Origin of the sequence: Rouxiella aceris (assembly GCF_012933545.1) — a bacterium.
Lineage (GTDB): Bacteria > Pseudomonadota > Gammaproteobacteria > Enterobacterales > Enterobacteriaceae > Rouxiella > Rouxiella aceris.
In genome coordinates, this window is sequence record NZ_JAADJU010000013.1 from 42,939 (window position 1) to 62,027 (window position 19,089).

15 protein-coding genes are annotated in these 19,089 nt (G+C 49.0%); 13 read left to right on the top strand and 2 right to left on the bottom strand.

Annotation, left to right across the window (positions count from 1 at the left end; genetic code table 11):
• Positions 1-69: 69 nt before the first annotated feature.
• On the top strand, positions 70-330 hold the full coding sequence (locus GW590_RS20815; protein ID WP_169404999.1) for a hypothetical protein: 261 nt from the start codon (positions 70-72) through the stop codon (positions 328-330).
• A gap of 24 nt (positions 331-354) precedes the next feature.
• Here the strand turns inward: GW590_RS20815 and GW590_RS20820 are convergent, their stop codons facing one another.
• Complete coding sequence (locus GW590_RS20820; RefSeq protein ID WP_169405000.1) at positions 355-1,077, bottom strand: 2-phosphosulfolactate phosphatase; 723 nt, start codon at positions 1,075-1,077, stop codon at positions 355-357.
• A gap of 385 nt (positions 1,078-1,462) precedes the next feature.
• Here GW590_RS20820 and GW590_RS20825 point away from each other — a divergent pair, with 385 nt between their 5' ends.
• The 6 genes from GW590_RS20825 to GW590_RS20850 all read left to right on the top strand — a co-directional run bounded on the left by GW590_RS20825 (position 1,463) and on the right by GW590_RS20850 (position 7,424).
• Complete coding sequence (locus tag GW590_RS20825) at positions 1,463-1,747, top strand: hypothetical protein (protein WP_169405001.1); 285 nt, start codon at positions 1,463-1,465, stop codon at positions 1,745-1,747.
• A gap of 172 nt (positions 1,748-1,919) precedes the next feature.
• Positions 1,920-2,510, top strand: coding sequence for a transcriptional regulator UhpA (gene uhpA, locus GW590_RS20830; RefSeq protein ID WP_169405075.1), 591 nt, complete (start codon positions 1,920-1,922; stop codon positions 2,508-2,510).
• A complete protein-coding gene (gene uhpB / locus GW590_RS20835; RefSeq protein ID WP_169405002.1) occupies positions 2,504-4,009 on the top strand; it encodes a signal transduction histidine-protein kinase/phosphatase UhpB in 1,506 nt (501 codons plus the stop codon). Before uhpA ends, uhpB begins: the two co-directional genes overlap by 7 nt.
• Positions 4,010-4,017: 8 nt before the next feature.
• A complete protein-coding gene (gene uhpC / locus GW590_RS20840; RefSeq protein WP_169405003.1) occupies positions 4,018-5,346 on the top strand; it encodes an MFS transporter in 1,329 nt (442 codons plus the stop codon).
• A gap of 138 nt (positions 5,347-5,484) precedes the next feature.
• The gene (gene uhpT, locus GW590_RS20845; protein ID WP_169405004.1) at positions 5,485-6,876 is read left to right on the top strand and encodes a hexose-6-phosphate:phosphate antiporter; all 1,392 of its coding nucleotides are present in this window, start codon (positions 5,485-5,487) and stop codon (positions 6,874-6,876) included.
• A gap of 134 nt (positions 6,877-7,010) precedes the next feature.
• Positions 7,011-7,424 (top strand): hypothetical protein, encoded by a 414-nt coding sequence (locus tag GW590_RS20850; RefSeq protein ID WP_169405005.1) that lies wholly within the window; start codon positions 7,011-7,013, stop codon positions 7,422-7,424.
• On the opposite strand, the gene GW590_RS20855 is transcribed toward GW590_RS20850, so the two are convergent.
• A complete protein-coding gene (locus tag GW590_RS20855) occupies positions 7,421-8,440 on the bottom strand; it encodes a LacI family DNA-binding transcriptional regulator (protein ID WP_169405006.1) in 1,020 nt (339 codons plus the stop codon). The genes GW590_RS20850 and GW590_RS20855 overlap by 4 nt on opposite strands.
• Before the next feature lie 387 nt (positions 8,441-8,827).
• Between GW590_RS20855 and GW590_RS20860 the strand changes: the two genes are divergently transcribed.
• From GW590_RS20860 to GW590_RS20885, 6 genes are all read left to right on the top strand, one after another.
• Positions 8,828-9,148, top strand: a complete 321-nt coding sequence (locus GW590_RS20860; RefSeq protein ID WP_169405007.1) for a PTS sugar transporter subunit IIB — start codon at positions 8,828-8,830, stop codon at positions 9,146-9,148.
• Positions 9,148-10,452 carry a PTS sugar transporter subunit IIC gene (locus tag GW590_RS20865; RefSeq protein ID WP_169405008.1) on the top strand — a complete coding sequence of 435 codons (1,305 nt, stop codon included), beginning with the start codon at positions 9,148-9,150 and terminating at the stop codon, positions 10,450-10,452. The genes GW590_RS20860 and GW590_RS20865 overlap by 1 nt, the downstream gene beginning before the upstream one ends.
• Before the next feature lie 2 nt (positions 10,453-10,454).
• Positions 10,455-10,775, top strand: coding sequence for a PTS lactose/cellobiose transporter subunit IIA (locus tag GW590_RS20870; RefSeq protein ID WP_169405009.1), 321 nt, complete (start codon positions 10,455-10,457; stop codon positions 10,773-10,775).
• Positions 10,776-10,789: 14 nt separating this feature from the next.
• On the top strand, positions 10,790-12,229 hold the full coding sequence (locus GW590_RS20875; RefSeq protein WP_169405010.1) for a glycoside hydrolase family 1 protein: 1,440 nt from the start codon (positions 10,790-10,792) through the stop codon (positions 12,227-12,229).
• 43 nt (positions 12,230-12,272) lie between these two features.
• Complete coding sequence (locus GW590_RS20880) at positions 12,273-13,709, top strand: 6-phospho-beta-glucosidase (protein WP_169405011.1); 1,437 nt, start codon at positions 12,273-12,275, stop codon at positions 13,707-13,709.
• Positions 13,710-14,014: 305 nt separating this feature from the next.
• Positions 14,015-18,967: a hypothetical protein gene (locus GW590_RS20885; RefSeq protein ID WP_169405012.1), complete on the top strand. Its 4,953-nt coding sequence runs from the start codon at positions 14,015-14,017 to the stop codon at positions 18,965-18,967.
• The last annotated feature ends 122 nt before the right edge of the window (positions 18,968-19,089 follow it).

The window sequence follows — 19,089 nt, forward strand, 5'->3', positions numbered from 1 at the left end:
TGGCCGGGAGTTTTTTCCAGGTCTGTGTTGACAACAAACAGGCTATTTTGCAATCGGGTGACCAGAGTTATGCGAACATTGTTATTTCTATTAGTCGGGGTTTTTACCTGCGCTGCATACCGGTTTTTAATCAGCCCCCTTATTCAGCCCTATCCAATGCTGTTGAGACTGGTGCCTTTTACTCTCGCCATTTTTTGGTTCGGCATTGTGCTGGCAAATATGATCATCGGCATCACCCGCGCAGGGTATGGTGCAGGCGAAGAGATCATTATTGCCCTTGTTATATTTCTACCGTCCGCGTTATTACTTTTCTGGCCAGCTTTAAAATAAAGATCTCCGCTACATAACGCACACTCAAGCAGCAGCGATAAAAGCGTCATTTTTCAGTATGCACGCCAGGCTGCTGACATTTTGTTGTAAACATAAGTCGACATCGCGGGCAAATCCCCGACCGATCAACTCTCGCGCAGAGCCGCAGTCTTTAAGCCGGGACAGGTCAGAATGTTGATAGAGCACAGCGGCGGCCTGCGCTTCTGGTGACAGCTGTTTGCCGCGCAAACCGGCTGCAATACCGCCGGCGGCAGTTAAATCTTCCAGTGCCGGGCGCAGGCTACCATCCGGCCATCTCTCTCCACAGGGTACCAGCAAAATACGCGAAAACTTCTGGCAGACTGCCGCTGTAGCCTGTAGGTTGCGCAGACTGGCGCAGAAAATAGTGGCTGCAGTCTCTTTTGCTTTAAAGGTAATGGCCGAGCCGTTAGGTGAGGGCAGTACCAGCCGGTAGTCTGCCGGCAAGGTTAATAATGATTGTGGCGAAAGAGAAAATTCAGCATCGTCAACGCGCCGCTCTGCATGGGCAACTGTGGCCCCTTTTTGCTGTGCGTACTCTTTGGCTGAGTGGTCTTTCCAGGGATAAGGCAACAGCATGGCGCCTCTGTCTACGGCAATGCTGACACAGGTTGCAAAAGAGATCACATCAATCACTACAATGCAGTCGACATCCTGCGCCAGATGCTCTACTGCCGCCATTCCCCACTCAAGGCGTACATCGTAAGTATGTTGCGCAAAATCACTCATTATTCGCCCCCTTCTCGTGGTGTGGTTATAAATTTATCTTACGACAGTTTTTTCTTTCAACGACGGCTAAAAATGCAAAAATCCACTTTGCCAACCTTGCTGCGCCAAAGTGAAACGGTCAAAATATAGCGTGATTTTAATCACATATTTGAGCGGTAATCTGCTTTTAAGAGTGATCTGATCTATACTTTTTTAAGGGGTGCAGAGTCAGGCTGACCGATAAATTGCTCGTTTATTTCGCCCCTGAAAGTGATTGTTTTTTGATATTTACCCGGACTAATTGACGCAGCAGAAGTGAAGGAACTGCGGTAATAATGATGGGATTATAACATCGGGTGAAAAAACGCTAAAAACATTCAATTTATTGGGAGGAGAAGAGAAAATAATGTCTGAATATCATTATTTACTTCTGGGCGGAAGCCGCCATGGACAGAAACATATCGACGAAAATCAGCAGTTTTCACTCTTTTTTCGCGGTGATAACTCAGGCAAACGTGCACAGAACGATGCCGATTTTTATCGGGGGCACAATGAAAGCTATAAAGTGAGCCCCGAAAAATGCGCGGACGGACACTGGTACCTGGTGGGTTATTGTGATTCCTGTCCTAAAATTCCGATTGACGAGCTAACCAACTTATTAATTGATCAACATATCAAACCGATGATGTAGCGGCAGCTCTGCTAACGGAAAACATAAACCTCGCTTCGGCGAGGTTTATGTTTTCTGGCATCCTGATATCCTCGCTGGTTGCCCGGATCAATACCCGCATTGCTTACGGCTTGAACAGTAACGCGCTTATCGTTAAGGTAGGCGCGTTTTTTTATCTCACAGGGAAAGTATGATGATAACCATTGCCCTTATTGACGATCATCTTATTGTCCGATCGGGTTTTGCGCAGTTATTGGGACTGGAACCGGATTTTCAGGTCGTGGTTGAGTTCGGCTGTGGGCGTGACGCGCTGGCCGGGTTGCCGGGGCGGGGGGTGCAGGTGTGCATCTGCGATATCTCAATGCCGGATATTTCCGGACTGGAATTACTGAGTCAACTGCCAAAAGGCCTGGCGACCATAATGCTTTCGGTGCATGACAGCCCGGCATTGGTGGAGCAGGCATTGAATGCCGGGGCGCGCGGTTTTTTGTCTAAACGTTGTAGCCCGGACGAGTTGATTGCCGCCGTGCATACCGTGGCGTCAGGTGGCTGTTATCTGACGCCGGATATTGCCATCAAACTGGCCGCCGGACGCCAGGATCCGCTAACCCGACGTGAACGTCAGGTTGCAGAAAAACTGGCACAGGGCATGGCGGTAAAAGAGATTGCCTGCGAGCTGGGACTTTCCCCGAAGACCGTTCACGTTCATCGCGCCAACCTGCTGGAAAAACTGGGCGTCAGCAATGATGTCGAGCTGGCAAGGAAGCTGTTTGACGGATGGTGAAGCAATCCTTTATCTCGCGGCTTATCGCCGTAGTTGCCAGCTTTTTTATCTTCTCTGCCGCGTGGTTTTGCCTGTGGAGTATCAGTCTGCATCTGGTTAAACAGCCAGAACTGGCGGCATTGCTGTTCCCCTTCGGTCTGCGCCTGGGGTTGATGTTGCAATGCCCGCGCGCTTACTGGCCTGTATTGCTCGCGGCGGAGTGGCTAATGCTCGGCTGGCTGGGACAGGAAGTGGCACTGGCACATTTGCCGTTATTGATGGTTGGCAGCCTGTTAACCTTGCTGCCGGTGGCATTGACTTCCCGTTATCGACATCAGCGCGACTGGCGTACCCTGCTGCATCAGGGCGGAGCGCTAGTTGCTGCCGCGCTGTTACAATCGCTGCCATGGTTCGGACAGGGACAGCAAACATTCAACGCCCTGTTGTTAACCTTAACCGGTGGCCTGACGCTGGCCCCGACCTGCCTGGTAATATGGCACTATCTGACCAGCACGGTCTGGCAACCGCTGGGGCCTGCGCTGGTATCACAGCCGGTGAACTGGCGCGCCCGCCATCTGATCTGGTATTTGCTGCTGTTCGTGATCAGCCTGTGGCTACAACTGGCGCTTCCTGTTGAGCTTTCCCGCTTTATGCCATTTTGTCTGGCGTTACCTATCGTTGCTCTGGCCTGGCATTACGGCTGGCAGGGCGCGCTTATTGCCACACTGATGAACGCTATTGCGCTGATCGCCAGCCAGACCTGGCACGACCATCCGGTAGATCTGCTGCTTTCGCTGTTGGCCCAAAGCCTCACCGGGCTGCTGTTGGGGGCTGGTATTCAACGTTTGCGCGAACTGAACCAGTCGTTGCAAACCGAGCTGACGCGCAACCGCCGACTGACTGAACGTTTGCTGGAAACCGAAGAGAGTGTGCGGCGTGAAGTAGCTCGTGAGTTGCACGATGATATCGGACAGACCATTACGGCAATCCGCACTCAGGCAGGAATTGTGCAACGGCTGGCAGCGGGAAACGAAGGGGCGAAGCAGGGGGGCGCGCTTATCGAGCAGCTCTCCCTGGGGATTTATGATTCCGTGCGTCGCCTGTTGCGAAGGCTGCGGCCAAGACAGTTGGACGATCTCTCCCTTGAACAGGCAATTCGTTCACTGATGCGCGAAATGGAGCTGGAAAGCTGCGGTGTGGTCAGTCATCTGCAGTGGCAAATCGATGAACTGAAACTGACGGAAGGGCAGCGCGTCACGCTGTTTCGTGTCTGTCAGGAAGGACTGAATAATATTGTCAAACATGCCAGCGCCAGTGCGGTAACGCTCCAGGGCTGGCAGCAGGATCAACGACTGATGCTGGTGATTGAAGATGATGGTAGCGGCATGCCGACAGGCTACGAACAGCAGGGTTTTGGGCTGGCCGGTATGTGTGAGCGAGTAACCGCACTGGGCGGAACCCTCGCCATCTCCTGTACTCACGGTACGCGGGTTAGCGTCAGTTTGCCCCTGAGCAAGTAAGGATGAGCATGTTTACTTTTCTGCAAGTGCCCGCCAACCCCTCCCCAATCAGTGATCAGGGGGAAATTGACGTGCGTTATCGTTACTGGCGCCGACATATTCTGGTTACCATTTGGCTAGGCTATGCGCTGTTTTATTTCACCCGTAAAAGCTTTAATGCTGCGGCACCGGAAATTATCGCCAGCGGCGTAATGGCGCGTACTGATATTGGCCTGCTGGCGACGCTGTTTTATATTTCCTATGGTTTGTCGAAATTTTTCTCCGGCATTGTCAGCGACCATTCCAACGCCCGCTATTTTATGGGGCTGGGGCTAATCGCCACGGGTGTTATGAATATTCTGTTTGGCTTCTCCACCTCTCTTTGGGCATTTGCGCTGCTATGGGCATTGAACGCCTTTTTCCAGGGCTGGGGATCGCCGGTTTGCGCCCGTTTGCTGACCGCCTGGTACTCGCGGACCGAGCGTGGCGGTTGGTGGGCGTTATGGAATACCGCGCATAATGTCGGCGGCGCGCTGATCCCCATTATGGTCGGTGCTGTGGCGCTGCATTACGGCTGGCGTGCCGGTATGATGATCGCTGGTACCTTGGCGATATGCGCCGGAATATTCCTCTGCTGGCGTTTGCGCGATCGCCCGCAAACCGTGGGTTTGCCGCCGGTGGGAGACTGGCGGCACGACGAGTTGGAAATTGCTCAGCAGCAAGAAGGTGCCGGGCTTAGCCGCCGGGAAATTCTCTATAAATACGTGCTGGCTAACCCCTATATCTGGTTGCTGTCGCTATGTTATGTGCTGGTTTACGTGGTACGCGCGGCGATCAATGACTGGGGTAACCTGTATATGTCTGAAACCCTCGGCGTGGATCTGGTCACTGCCAACTCGGCGGTCACCATGTTTGAACTGGGCGGCTTTATCGGGGCGTTGGTGGCTGGCTGGGGTTCGGACAAACTCTTCAATGGCAACCGGGGGCCAATGAACCTGATTTTTGCTGCCGGGATCCTGCTTTCGGTGGGGTCGCTATGGCTGATGCCATTTGCCAGTTATGTGATGCAGGCGGCCTGCTTTTTCACGACCGGTTTCTTTGTTTTTGGCCCGCAGATGCTGATTGGCATGGCGGCGGCGGAGTGCTCACACAAAGAAGCTGCAGGGGCGGCAACCGGTTTTGTTGGCCTGTTTGCCTATCTGGGAGCTTCGCTCTCCGGTTGGCCGCTGGCGCGAGTGATCGATATCTGGCACTGGAATGGTTTCTTTGTGGTGATTGCCATCGCCGCGGGGATCTCCGCACTGTTGCTGTTACCGTTTCTCCATGCCCAGGCACCTCGTGTCCAAGGTGAAGTGTGATACATCTCGCCTTTTTACTACGACAGGCGCAAAACTAGGAAATTTTCCCGGTTTGCCCACGACTCTGTCTCAGGCCAAAGCGGCTGCTGATTTTTACAATGCCTGCTATTACGCAGGTAACCAAATCAGGAGTAAACAATGCTGGCCTTATTAAATCAGGTGCGTAAGCCGACCCTGGATCTGCCGCTCGAAGTGCGGCGCAAGATGTGGTTTAAACCCTTTATGCAGTCCTACCTGGTAGTCTTTATCGGCTACCTGACCATGTATCTGATCCGCAAGAATTTCAATATCGCGCAAAATGACATGATCTCGACCTACGGGCTGAGTATGACGCAATTGGGCATGATCGGCCTCGGTTTTTCCATCACCTACGGCGTGGGTAAAACCCTGGTTTCTTACTATGCGGACGGCAAAAACACCAAGCAGTTCCTGCCGTTTATGCTGATCCTGTCTGCTATCTGCATGTTGGGATTTAGTGCCAGTATGGGAGCTGGTTCCATCAGCCTGTTTATGATGATTGCTTTTTATGCACTGAGCGGCTTCTTCCAGAGCGCGGGGGGATCTTGCAGTTATTCTACCATCACCAAATGGACGCCGCGCCGCAAGCGCGGGACCTATCTGGGGATGTGGAATATCTCGCACAATCTTGGCGGGGCGGGTGCCGCCGGGGTAGCGTTGCTGGGGGCGAACTACCTGTTTGGTGGGCACGTTATCGGCATGTTTATCTTTCCGTCCATTATCGCGTTGATTGTCGGCTTTATTGGTCTGCGCTACGGCAGTGACTCACCGGAATCTTACGGCCTGGGCAAAGCGGAAGAGCTGTTCGACGAAGAGATCAGCGAAGAAGACCAGGAGACCGAAGATCAGTCGATGAGCAAATGGCAGATCTTTGTCGAGTATGTGCTGAAAAACAAAGTGATCTGGCTGTTGTGCTTCGCCAATATCTTCCTGTACGTCGTGCGGATCGGTATCGATCAGTGGTCAACGGTCTATGCTTTTCAGGAGTTGAAACTTTCCAAAGAAGTGGCGATTCAGGGCTTCACCCTGTTTGAAGTGGGCGCACTGGTCGGCACATTGCTGTGGGGCTGGTTGTCGGATCTGGCGAACGGCCGTCGGGCGCTGGTTGCCTGTATTGCCCTGGCATTAATTATCGCCACCCTGGGCGTTTATCAGCATGCCAGTAATCAGTATGTCTATTTGGCTTCACTGTTTGCCTTGGGTTTTCTGGTGTTTGGCCCGCAACTGCTGATTGGCGTGGCGGCGGTAGGTTTTGTACCGAAAAAAGCCATTGGTGCCGCCGATGGCATTAAAGGTACCTTCGCTTATCTGATTGGTGACAGCTTTGCCAAGCTGGGACTGGGAATGATCGCCGATGGTACACCAGTCTTCGGTCTGACCGGTTGGGCCGGTACCTTTGCCGCGCTCGACAGCGCCGCGATTGGTTGTATTGTGCTGATGGCGATGGTGGCCGTGCTTGAAGAACGTAAAATCCGCCGCGATAAACGAGTGCATGCGATAGCCAGCAACTAGAGTGACAAGCAGGGCTTGCCGGCATGCGGTAAGCCCCTTTAGTCTTGGGAAAGGTTTCTGGACAACGGCTTAGTGACTCACAATAATAACCCCAGCCTAAATTCTTCTCTCCAATCGCCAGACAGGAACAACCTTTGACCGCTACCCCGACCGCTCTGTTTCGCCAGCAGTTATTTACCCTGGCGAGAACCCTGAAAATCGATCCGCAGGTACCTGAAAATCAGGTGATGGATCGCATTGCCCTGAGCTTTCGTAAGCTGCTGAATTTTCTGGCGCAGAATGAACAAGCCAGCCGACAACTTTTTTTGTTATCTGCAGAAGGTCGCAGCGATCAGCGAGTATTAAGCGAGATTATGCAGGAAAATCTGCAAGCGGCGCAGCAAAGTGGTGTATTTCGTCAGGATATTGCATTATCGCTGCTGGCCGAGTTTTTTGTTGCCATGCTGCTGCAACTGGCCCAGCTACCGGGGGATGCCCCAGCGCGGCACCAACAGAGCCTGGCCGCGACGCGGTTATTTTGTGAAGGTGCCTGGTTAAAACCCGATTAATATCCGGCATAAGGGCCAGCGCCCAGGGAGTCGCGGATTATCAATTCACCGGGAAACGGCGGCAACGGTGCTAAAGGGCGGTTTTCCATCATATTAACCAACTGGATTAATGACGTTTTAATCATCTCGGCCACCGGTACGCGTACCGAGCTGAGTGATGGAATAAAATAGCAAGCCATCTGAATATCGTCAAAACCGACCAGCGATACGTCCTGTGGAATGGCTTTGCCGACGGCGTGTAGCTGATTTGCCGCACCAATGGCCATATCATCGTTACTGGCCACCAGAGCACTAAAGCTGATATCGCGGGATAACAGTGCCTTAGTCGCCGTAAGACCACTTTGCATTGTCCAGTCACCTTCTTCCAGCCACGCCTGACGAAAGGGCAGGTTATATTTTTCCAGTGCCTGTCGATAACCGCGCAGACGGCTCTCTGCCGTTGGCGATCCCGGAATGCCGGTAATAAAAGCGATGTCGCGATGGCCTTGTTTAATCAGATGCTCGACGGCGTTATAGCTATATTGTTGATGCTCGGCAAAGACACAGTGGCGGGGATTCGCCTCAAGCTGTCGGTTGACGATGATAATAGGTTTCGAGGAGGCATCAATTATCTGCGATAACTGCGCGGCATCCAGATAGCGCGGATAAACAATGATACCGTCACAGCGTAAGTCGAGTAAAAACTCGATGGCCTGGCGTTCCTCGGCGGCGCTATGTTTACCGTCGGCCAGCACCAACTGACGGCCGTAGCTTTCGGTCATGGTCGCGGTTTGAAACAACAGTTCGTTAAAGTAGGGGCCGTGGTACAGCGTGTTACTGACCATCAAACCGATGCTCTGCGATTTGCTGGTTGCCAGATTGCGTGCCAGCAGGTTGGGGCGATAGCCGGTTTCTGCTATCGCTTTAAATACGCGATCGCGGGTTGTTTTGCTGACATAGCTATTGTCGGCTAACACGCGTGATACCGTGGCTTTGGAAACGCCAGCCTTAAGGGCGACATCAAGCATGGTGATCATTGTTTATTCCATAGCAGACATTTTATTCATCTATCGTACCTTTTTCCTGATGAGTCTAACAAGTTATTCAATCATCTGATGATCAGCTAAAGGGCGATGCTTTATTGCACCAGCATGAGTGTTTTTTTCTGCACACCTCAGTAGTTGATATTATTAACTGCTGAATTAATATGCAATAATTAATAGGTAGTACATTTATTTTTAATTGTATGCTTATTCATAATAATAATCCCATTCAGCAGTAAAACCAGTGTTGTTGACAAAAATTATATCTGTATTTTTTCTGTGCGATCGCCATCACAAATCAGCTTAACTAATCTGAAACCGGTTGCAGAAACGGCGTTGTCTTGTATATTTCTATTACGACACCACACCGAGGGATAAAAAATGAATAAGATCTTACTGTGCTGCGCCGCCGGAATGTCTACCAGTATGCTTGTCCAACGCATGGAAAAATACGCCAAACAAAGTGATATCGACGTTGAGATCAATGCCATAGGTTTTGAGGAGTTTAGTGAGCAAATTCAAAACTATGACTGCTGCCTGCTCGGGCCGCAAATCAAGTATAAACTGGCAGAATTCAAGGCGATTGCCGACCAGCAGCACAAACCCGTGGTGGTGATCAATACCATGGACTACGGCATGATGAACGGTGAAAAAATCCTCAATGAAACCTTGAAAATGATCGCGTCAAATGAGGTAAAATAATGAGCACACTCAGTGAGTCATTGTTTAGCGTAATTGAAAATAAAATCAGCCCGGTCGCGGCAAAACTTTCAAGTCAACGCCATGTAGTGGCAATCAAAGATGGTTTTATCTCTTCGATGCCTTTTTTAATTGTCGGTTCATTTATGTTGTTATTTGCCCACCCGCCATTTGGCGCCGATAGCCAATGGGGTTTTGCTCAGTGGTGGCTGGGCATGGTGGCACGTTATTCTGATCAGATTATGATGCCCTATAATATGACCATGGGCATTATGGCGGTGTATATTGCCGCCGCCATTGCTTATAACCTGGCGCAAAGTTACAAAATGAATGGCTTTATGGCCGCGTCACTGTCGTTAATGTCGTTTCTGGTGGTGGCTTCGCCGCAAAGCCATGGCGCGCTGCCGGTAGGTTCGTTAGGCGGGGAGGGGATCTTTACCGCCATTCTGGTTAGCCTCTATGCCACCGAATTAATGCATGTGCTGCAAAAATACCATATCGGTTTTAAATTGCCTGAGCAGGTGCCGCCCAAAATCAGGCAGTCCTTTGATTTACTGATCCCGATACTGGCAATTTTTATTACGCTTTTTCCTTTAAGTCTGTTTATTCAGCATCAGTTTGGCATGCTATTGCCGCAGGCGATTATGTCGATTTTTGCCCCGATTATTTCTGCCTCGGATTCGTTACCGGCCATTCTTATTGCCGTGCTGCTTTGTCATTTGCTGTGGTTTGCCGGTATTCACGGTGCGGTCATTGTCGGCGGTATTTTGCAGGCGTTCTGGTTGACCAACCTTGGCATCAATCAGCAGGAACTGAATGCCGGTCAGCCACTGACCCAGGTGTTTATCGAGCCATTCTGGCAATTCTTTATTGTGATCGGCGGCTCAGGCTCCACCATGGGGCTGGTATTCCTCTATCTGCGCAGCCGTTCGGCCCATTTGCGTTCGATTGGCAAATTGGGGTTGGTGCCCAGCATGTTCAATATTAATGAACCGGTAATATTTGGTTCACCGGTGGTAATGAATCCGCTGCTGTTTATTCCTTTTATTACCGCGCCGCTGGTCAACGCCATTATCGCCTACATCGCCACCCGAACCAGCCTGGTGAACCATGTGGTTTCGCTTGCACCCTGGACGACGCCAGGACCAATTGGTGCCGCCTGGTCAACCGGCTGGGATTTCCGCGCCATTATTCTGGTAGCTGTGCTGATTTGCGTCTCAACGCTGATCTATTATCCGTTTTTCAAAATATATGAAAAACAATTACTTGAACAAGAAGAACCCAGTTTGCAACCGGTGGAGAACTGATTATGGAACTTGAAAACATCATTATGGAATTGATCATCCACGCGGGAGAATCGCGCTCTTTCTCCATGGAATCGCTGCGCGCCGCCCGGGCCTATGACTGGCCGCTGGCTGAGCAACACCTGGCGGCTGCCAAAACGGCCGCCCGTGAAGCACATCTGATCCAAACACAACTGATCGGTGCCGATGAGGGCGTCGGCAATATCCCGGTAAGTTTGATCCTGGTCCACGCGCAAGATCACCTGATGAACGCCATGCTTTGCCGTGAACTGGTTGAAGAAATTATTTATTTACACCGTGAGATTTCAGTGTTGAAAAATCGCTGAACCAGGAGGGAACCATGCAACATCAACAGCTCACCCCTTTCCCACAGGGCTTTATGTGGGGGGCTTCTACTTCGGCTTACCAGGTCGAGGGCGCGTGGAACGAAGAGGGCAAAGGCCCTTCAGTGATCGACCATGCCGTTTTTAACGCAGAGTTAAGTGATTTTAAAGTAACCAGCGATCACTATCATCATCTGCAAGAAGACATCGCCCTGTTTGCTGAACTGGGGCTGAAAACTTACCGTTTTTCCATTTCATGGGCGCGGTTGTTTCCCGAGGGGACAGGAGAGATCAATCCTCTGGGCGTCGCCTTTTACCAGCGTCTGATTGATTTGCTGGGGCAGTATCATATTGAGCCGTTGGTCACGCTATACCACTTTGATTTGCCATGGGCTTTACAGCAACAGGGAGGGTGGTCCAACCCCGAGACTATTGCTGCTTTTGAGGAGTATGCCCGCACGGCATTCAGGCTTTATGGCGATCGGGTCAAGTATTGGCTGACCATCAACGAACAAAATATGATGATCCTTAAAGGAGAGGTGATTGGCACCTTGCCGGCGGATACGCCGGACCCACAAAGGGCGCTGTATCAGCAAAATCACCATATGATGTTGGCACAGGCACGGGCAATGATTGCCTGTCATCAGATGTTGCCGACCGCCAAAATTGGCCCCGCACCCAATATTTCCTGTATCTATCCGGCCACTTCCCGTCCGGAAGATGTACTGGCGGCCAATAATTTTAGCGCTATCCGTAACTGGTTGTATCTCGACCTTGCCTGTTTTGGTCGCTACAACGCCACCGCCTGGAGCTTTCTTAAAGAGAAAGGCTATCTGCCACAGATCACCGACGACGAGATGGCGTTATTGCGCCAGGGCAAGCCTGATTTCATTGCTTTTAATTATTACGCTTCAGCGACGGTGGGTGCAGATAGCGCCAAAGATAAGCCGGAGTCCGGGGCGGCGAACAGGGCGGTCGATCAGCAAATGGCCGGCATCGATCGCAGTGTTTATGTGGGGGTTGATAACCCCTATCTGCAGAAAAATCAATTTAACTGGTATATCGATCCGCTGGGTTTTCGCATCACCGCGCGCGAAATCTACGAACGTTACCGCCTGCCGTTGATCGTTACCGAAAACGGTCTTGGAGCGTTCGATGAACTGGCATCGGGCAATAAGATTTATGACGATTACCGCATCGAATATTTGCGTTGTCACCTGGAACAACTGCAACAAGCCATCAGTGACGGCGTAGAGGTGATGGGCTATTGCCCGTGGTCAGCCATTGATTTGGTCAGTACCCATCAGGGAATTGGCAAACGTTATGGTTTTATTTATGTCAACCGTGACGAAAAAGACCTGAAGGATCTGGCGCGTTTTAAAAAGAAAAGTTTTTTCTGGTACCAGCAGGTGATCCGCAGTAATGGCGAGGATCTGCACTACCAGGTTGAATACTGAATCAGATAACCCGTATGTTTTTTTAGCACAGTAAGGATTGGATATGTTTAGCAAGCAATTGCCTAATGATTTTCTTTGGGGTGGAGCCGTTGCCGCGCATCAGGTTGAAGGCGGATGGGATCAGGGAGGTAAAGGACCAAGTATTGTTGATGTGTTGACCGGTGGCGCCCACGGCGTTGACCGCGTGGTGACCGATGGCGTACAGGCGGGTTACCGTTATCCCAATCATCAGGCGGTGGATTTTTACACGCATTTCAAACAGGATATCGCGCTGTTTGCCGAAATGGGCTTTAAATGTTTCCGTACTTCTATCGCCTGGTCGCGTATTTTTCCCAATGGTGATGAACAGCAACCCAATGAAGCCGGGCTGCAATTTTATGATGATATGTTCGATGAGCTGCTGAAATATAATATTCAGCCGGTGATTACCTTGTCGCACTTTGAAATGCCTTATCATTTGGTCAAAGAGTATGGCGGCTGGTTAAATCGTAAGGTAGTCGATTTCTTTTGTCATTTTAGCGAAGTGGTGATGCAGCGCTATCAGGGCAAAGTGAAATATTGGATGACCTTTAACGAAATCAATAATCAGCGCAACTGGAAAATTCCACTGTTTGGCTACTCCTGTTCCGGGGTGATTTTTACCGATCAGCCTAATCCGGAACAGGCGATGTATCAGGTTCTGCACCATCAATTCGTCGCCAGCGCCCGTGTGGTCAAACGCGGGCACCAGATCAACCCTGATTTCAAGATTGGTTGCATGCTGGCCATGGTGCCGATTTATCCCTGGTCCTGCGATCCAGATGATGTGATCTTTGCACAACAGCAAATGCGTCAACGCTATCTGTTTGGTGATGTACAAATGCGCGGCTACTATCCCTCTTATTTGCTTAAAGAGTGGGAAATTAAAGGCTACCAGATTGCCATGCAGCCGGAAGATGCCACCATTCTGCGTGAAGGCTGTACCGATTATTTGGGCTTTAGTTACTATATGAGTAATGCCGTACAGTTTGCGGCCAGAGATACTGCTGCCAGTATTGAGTCGGTTGATGGCAGTAAACGTAATCCGCATGTTGCTGCCTCGGAATGGGGATGGCAAATCGACCCGGTAGGTTTGCGCTATACGCTTAATGCGTTATATGAACGCTATCAAAAACCGCTATTTATTGTTGAAAACGGCTTTGGTGCAGTGGATATCCCCGCTGAGGACGGGACCATTAATGATGATTACCGCATTGATTATCTGCGTGCCCATATTGCAGAAATGAAAAAAGCGGTTATTGAGGACGGTGTTGATTTAATGGGTTATACCCCCTGGGGGTGTATTGACTGTGTTTCTTACACCACCGGACAATACAATAAACGCTACGGTTTTATTTATGTCGATAAACACGATGACCATAGCGGCAGCTTAAAACGTTCAAAAAAGAAAAGTTTTAACTGGTATAAACAGGTTATTGCCAGCAATGGTGAAAATATTTAAGTAATAAGTTTCGATCCGTAATTACTCTACTGATAATCCGTTGCTAAAATAGCCACGGATTATTTTTTTCGCTCGACACCTGGTTTAACTCATTGATATACCTTGCCTGACGATATAACCGCCAATGCGGTTGTGTGGTTATCTATTGCTCCCCGGTCAACAACACGGGAACGGCCCTCTATAATTTGCCACCAAAAATTAAATGGACTTTTGTCGCATAAAGAGAAGGCGTCTCGCCCGGAGCCGGTTTTTTGTTTGGCATATAAGACCGCAGGCACAATTAATCAGGCTGACGAGGGCATAAAATGAATATTACCGGCAGGAATCAATTTGATGCACCGAACGTAAAGAGCAGTCTCATGGAGAAAAAAATCCCGACGCATAATACCTGGCGATTCGGGCAGCGCAGTGCACCTGTGCTACGGGCAAACAATGGTCTCATCCTGGCAGACAAAGCCTGTCACTTACCGAGCATGCAGAAAACCGGCAATCTACTGAGAAAAAAAACGGTTTTATCCCGGCGACCCAGGGAGGCAATGGCACAGGATGGCCCACTGGCCGAGCGCGCAGGGATCAAATTCACTTCCGAGATTAATAAAGCCTCGCTGTGGTCGGAACATATTAACAGTCTGGGCAATCTGGTTAAGCAACATAGTGCGACTTTAGGCAAGGGAATAAGAGCCTATCTGCAACTTGCCACCAGTGCCGATAGTACGCGTGAAGATGGTATGGATTTACAGGCGTTAACCCCGCAGTTAACCCTCGACCGTCAGGACATTCTGGCCTGTATTAATCGCATTATCAGCAATGAGTCGGAACTCAATAGCAAGGAAATGCGTTTTTTTTTAAAGCAGTTGTTAGAGGGCAAACTGGAGGGGGAGTTCAAACGGCTGTTAGGATTGCAAGACCGGAGTGAGGCGTTGATTGAGATTATTATGGCGCTGCCTGACCGAGAAAATCTGGTTATCAATCTGCTGGCCGATCTGTTTGATCAGGCGCTGTCCGCCACAACTCCGCTTGAACATCTGATATTGGACGAAACCGCCGATTGGGTGCAGGGCAATGGTTGGCCATCACCCTCCCTGGCCAGCCTTAAAGGCAAGCAGTGGAGTGAAATGCTTAGCCAGCGTGTATTATCGCGTTATTCACTCTGGGATTTTGCTGAGGAATCAGCGGCTAAGCAAATTATCAAGGTTAAATTAAAAAATCTGTTCCCCATTGCCAACGACGTTGACCGACTAACGGACGTCGTTCGGTCACTCCCCCTCGCCAGCGAATTAGCCACGCTCTACAACATCGGCGCTGCTTGTATTCCGGTAGGAACACATAAGAAATATTGGTCAGGGTCGTTTGCTTTGGCCGGGGCCGATTTCATCCGGCACTACCAGGCATCCAACAGTCAGATTGTCGATCAAATGCTGGTACAGCTTGCCGGGCGACGATCTTCTGACTCACCAAGACGATTAACTTTATTAGCCCAAATAAAGCAGGGTTATGGCCGATTGCATGACTACGTCGACACCCGCATGCAGGAGGCGCTGCGTTACTCCCGTGCGGTCAGCAACATCAATACTTTTTTGCAGCAGAACGCAAAAGAACCGCTGGCAGATTCAGAAGATCTCAATCGCTTAAGCGAATTGTTAACAAAAAAGGCTGAGGCTGAAAATGCACTTTATCATATGGCTTTCGATCATCTACCCGTGGAGGATCGAAAGCTTTTGAGCCAGGCTATCAAGGAAAAACGCGTCACCGTAAACCGTTTTTCGCTGGTATCAAAAGAGACCAGCGCAGAAAACCTGACTATGACGTCACTGGGTTATCTTATTAAGGTGTTGCCTGCCGCCGGGGAGCTTTCACCTGGCATGCAGCCGCAATATCTGCTGGCTATCAGCTATGCAGCAGCGGCATTTCCTCCGGTGCAAATGCTAGGTGTCGATCCTGTCAGCGCTACCGATGATACACAGCGACAGAGCCAAACTGAAAAAGTGTTGGTGCTTGATCCTGACGTGCTTAAGCAATACCGACTGCAAGAAACCCCTCTGTTATCTGCATTTTCCACCATAGATAACGAGACGGATTTTATTAAGACGCTGGTCGCTGAAGACCCGATTAATTTTAAAATCGCCAGCCATACCAGCCGCGTAGCCGATGACGATGTTCCGTCGCAAGGCGTTAAGCTAAGTGATTTTTTAAAGGAATTGGGCAGTCAACTGGTCTCCATGACCCCGTTAGTCTGCCTTGAAGCGATATGGGATTTAGTGAAAACCGGCGGTGCGACCAGCGAAGAACAATTAAAACAGCGACTGCAAGAGGTGGGCTCTGATTCGCTGGGCTGTTTCCTTTCTTTATTAGGAGGCCTTAAAGCTGAGGTCACCGCCGGCAAATTTATTGAGCGCCAGGTGACATCACTGGTGGCAAAACAATTCAAGGGTTGGATATCCGCTGATGCAAAAGAACGATTATCGTCAGAGGATAGCAATATTGGCCGTGATGCCTGGCTGAAAAATGCCATAGAGAATATTTATTATAAAAACTCGGAGCCTCAGCCACAGCCGCGACTCCGTTTGTTGCCTTTAGCCAGGCCAACCTACCGTCTGCAAGAGTTTACAGGGAGAGTCCCGACAGGAATGTCGCTCGCTTTGCCGGGAAAACTGGTCATAGAGTTTGCACCCAACTCGGGCGAACGGCAGGTGAGGGCAGGTGAGTATGCCACGCGTCTTGGCGAGAATAAATTTTCTGAACTCACTAATACTGAAGGTTTCTATCAACAGGAAATGGTGCGGGGAAAAGTCATCGAAAAGGCCCTTGCCAGCTATCTGCAGGGGGATATCCCTTATAGTCAATTGCGGCACGCGGCGGTGCTGCAAAAGCATTTTAATTTTATTACGGCTTATGCCGAATACCCTTCGGTTACCAGTTTACGAGGGTTACCGGATCATACTGCCTTTTCACCAGGTAAACAGATTATTTACGAGTCAGGAAAAACCTATATTCCTGTTGGGGATAAGTACTTTCGCTGTGAGATTGTCAATGGTGAAGGCTGGCGGGTGTTTAAAATTATTGGCAATAAAAATATGCCTGAGGATTTACAGTTTAATATTTATGAGTCAAGTGGAGGTTTTTATTTTGTAAAATCGGATAATGCCAATAAACTTGTTGCTGATGAAGGGGCGCAATCATTGCCACATCGTGGTGATGGTCCGGAAAAATTTATCAATACATCGGGGGACATGGTCTTTCAGGGACTCTATGCTGTTAATAACAAAAGCAAAGATTATATTTTGGCGCTAACTTCTCCCGCTGACAATAAAATACACTACCGACATATGGGACGCGATGGTAAATTTTGGCCTTTATCTTCGGAGGATAAGCTATTTATGCAGTCATCCGGACAGCATGATCATTATGATGGTGTTTCACTTACAAAGGTAGAAAACAGTAACTTATTCAAAAGCGAGATCCACAATAAACTGTTAGCCGTTGATCGTCAGTTGATTGACCATAATTTTGCTGATGAAATTATTAATGCTTACTCAATTCTTGATGGCAAAAATGAACCGGAAGTATTAAAACATTTCGCCGAACCTCATTTAGGCCGCGGTGGTTATCGCTGGCGTGATAAGGATTTTTCTACGTTAACCGAAACCCCAATGTCATATGCGCAAGTAATGGGGATTCGCAAGTTTTTTGGCAATATTATTAATGGAAAAATATTCACCATTGAAGAACCCTCGTTAGCCGATGTGGCCACTTTTTTCCGTAAGATAGGTTATCAATTGTCACAGTCTGCTTCCGGTTCAGAGCTTTATCGTATGTTTGGTGATAGAGGAAAGGAAGTCGAAAAAAATAAAGTTCAGTCTTATATCGATGAGTTACATTGGCTGGGAAATCTGGCTGAGAGGGCGCATCGCCTGGTGGCAAAGCGCCAAAAGATAAAAATTCTGGAAGAGGCACAGCGCGAGGTTATAGAAAATAAAAAAAAGGCTGAGCTTACACCTGGCAGCTATTTTTATAATACACTTCTTAAGTTAACAGAAAGTTTTGATCCTACAATAGAAGAAACCGAAAACTGGACCTATAAGAAAGTTGACCATGATAGTGCCACAGAGACGAGTGCATATCACCGATTGCTGAGTGAATTTAAATCAGCGAGTAATACAATTTGCGATATGCTAAAGATCATTGGCAAGGATTGGGCGGGTGATGATCCACGTTGGGAACACTTTAAAACCTACTTTAATATTGACCCTGATTTACTGACTAAAAAAGAAAGGGAACGTTTTAGCGCCATCATGGCAAAACTCTATGATAAATTTGATTCCGATTCTGTTTATAAAAATATTGTCCTCTTAAAGCCTGTACATGATAAACAGGGGCGACGTTTTATTGAACCAGATAATAAAAATGCTCCTCTTGGTATTGCGATGGATGCCGAGTCTTACACTTATAAAAAGGGTAAAGGCGCCAAGCGGGTATTCTATAATTTGGCCATCGATCCGCTAAGTGACCAGGCCCACAAGCGCACCGTATTATTGCATGAAGTCGCTCATCAGGTGGGGGCCAGCGGTCATGATGAAATTTACTATGGTTTCTTTCGGGGCGGAATGCGGGTAGGGGAACCATCACGGGTCGCCGAGAATTTTACCAAAATTCAGCAGTCACCCTATATTGCCTATGGTATGGCCTGTAACGATCTGAATTTTGCGACATCCTTGCAAAACCGATTACATTATGTCCAAGATAAAGGTATTGATTTTGATAGTACTTTTTGGCATTCGAAAGAGGTAGCAACCTACCAGTTCCTTGACTTCGGTTCGCAAAACGTGCAGTTGCGTAATAGCCCGGCAGTATTGGACTTTTTTAAAAAACTCTATGAACCACAAAATGTGAGATTAAGATGGCATATTATGGCCGGGCCGCACCCTGATGCCTTGGTGGGTTTTGTTTACTATATGTATGGAAAACTAAAACAGTCAACAGCGCCGGAACCTCAGCCGTCAAGTTCTCAAACACGTGATAAACGTAGTCAATCACTAGAAAATAAATTGCTGCCGCCTCTTTTGCTGCGGCAAGTTGCACGTCAATCTATTTCCGCGGTTAATCTTATACCGCCATCTACCAGTAATCCTTCACTTTCACCGCAAATAAATTCGCCGCAGGAGCAACAGCAAACGGAGGATAATGACTATAAAATTAGCACTGAGGCTGTGTATGTGCGGACTTATTTCCTGGCGGATCAAGATCAGAAAGTGAGTTGATTTTATAGAGTAAAAAGGATTAGCCCAGTAAATAAGATCCTATGGCAGCAATAATACACTCTTGTGATAAAGCACTATTGTTGCGTTCCTTTATTTCTTATTTGGTTTTACCCTTATTTAAA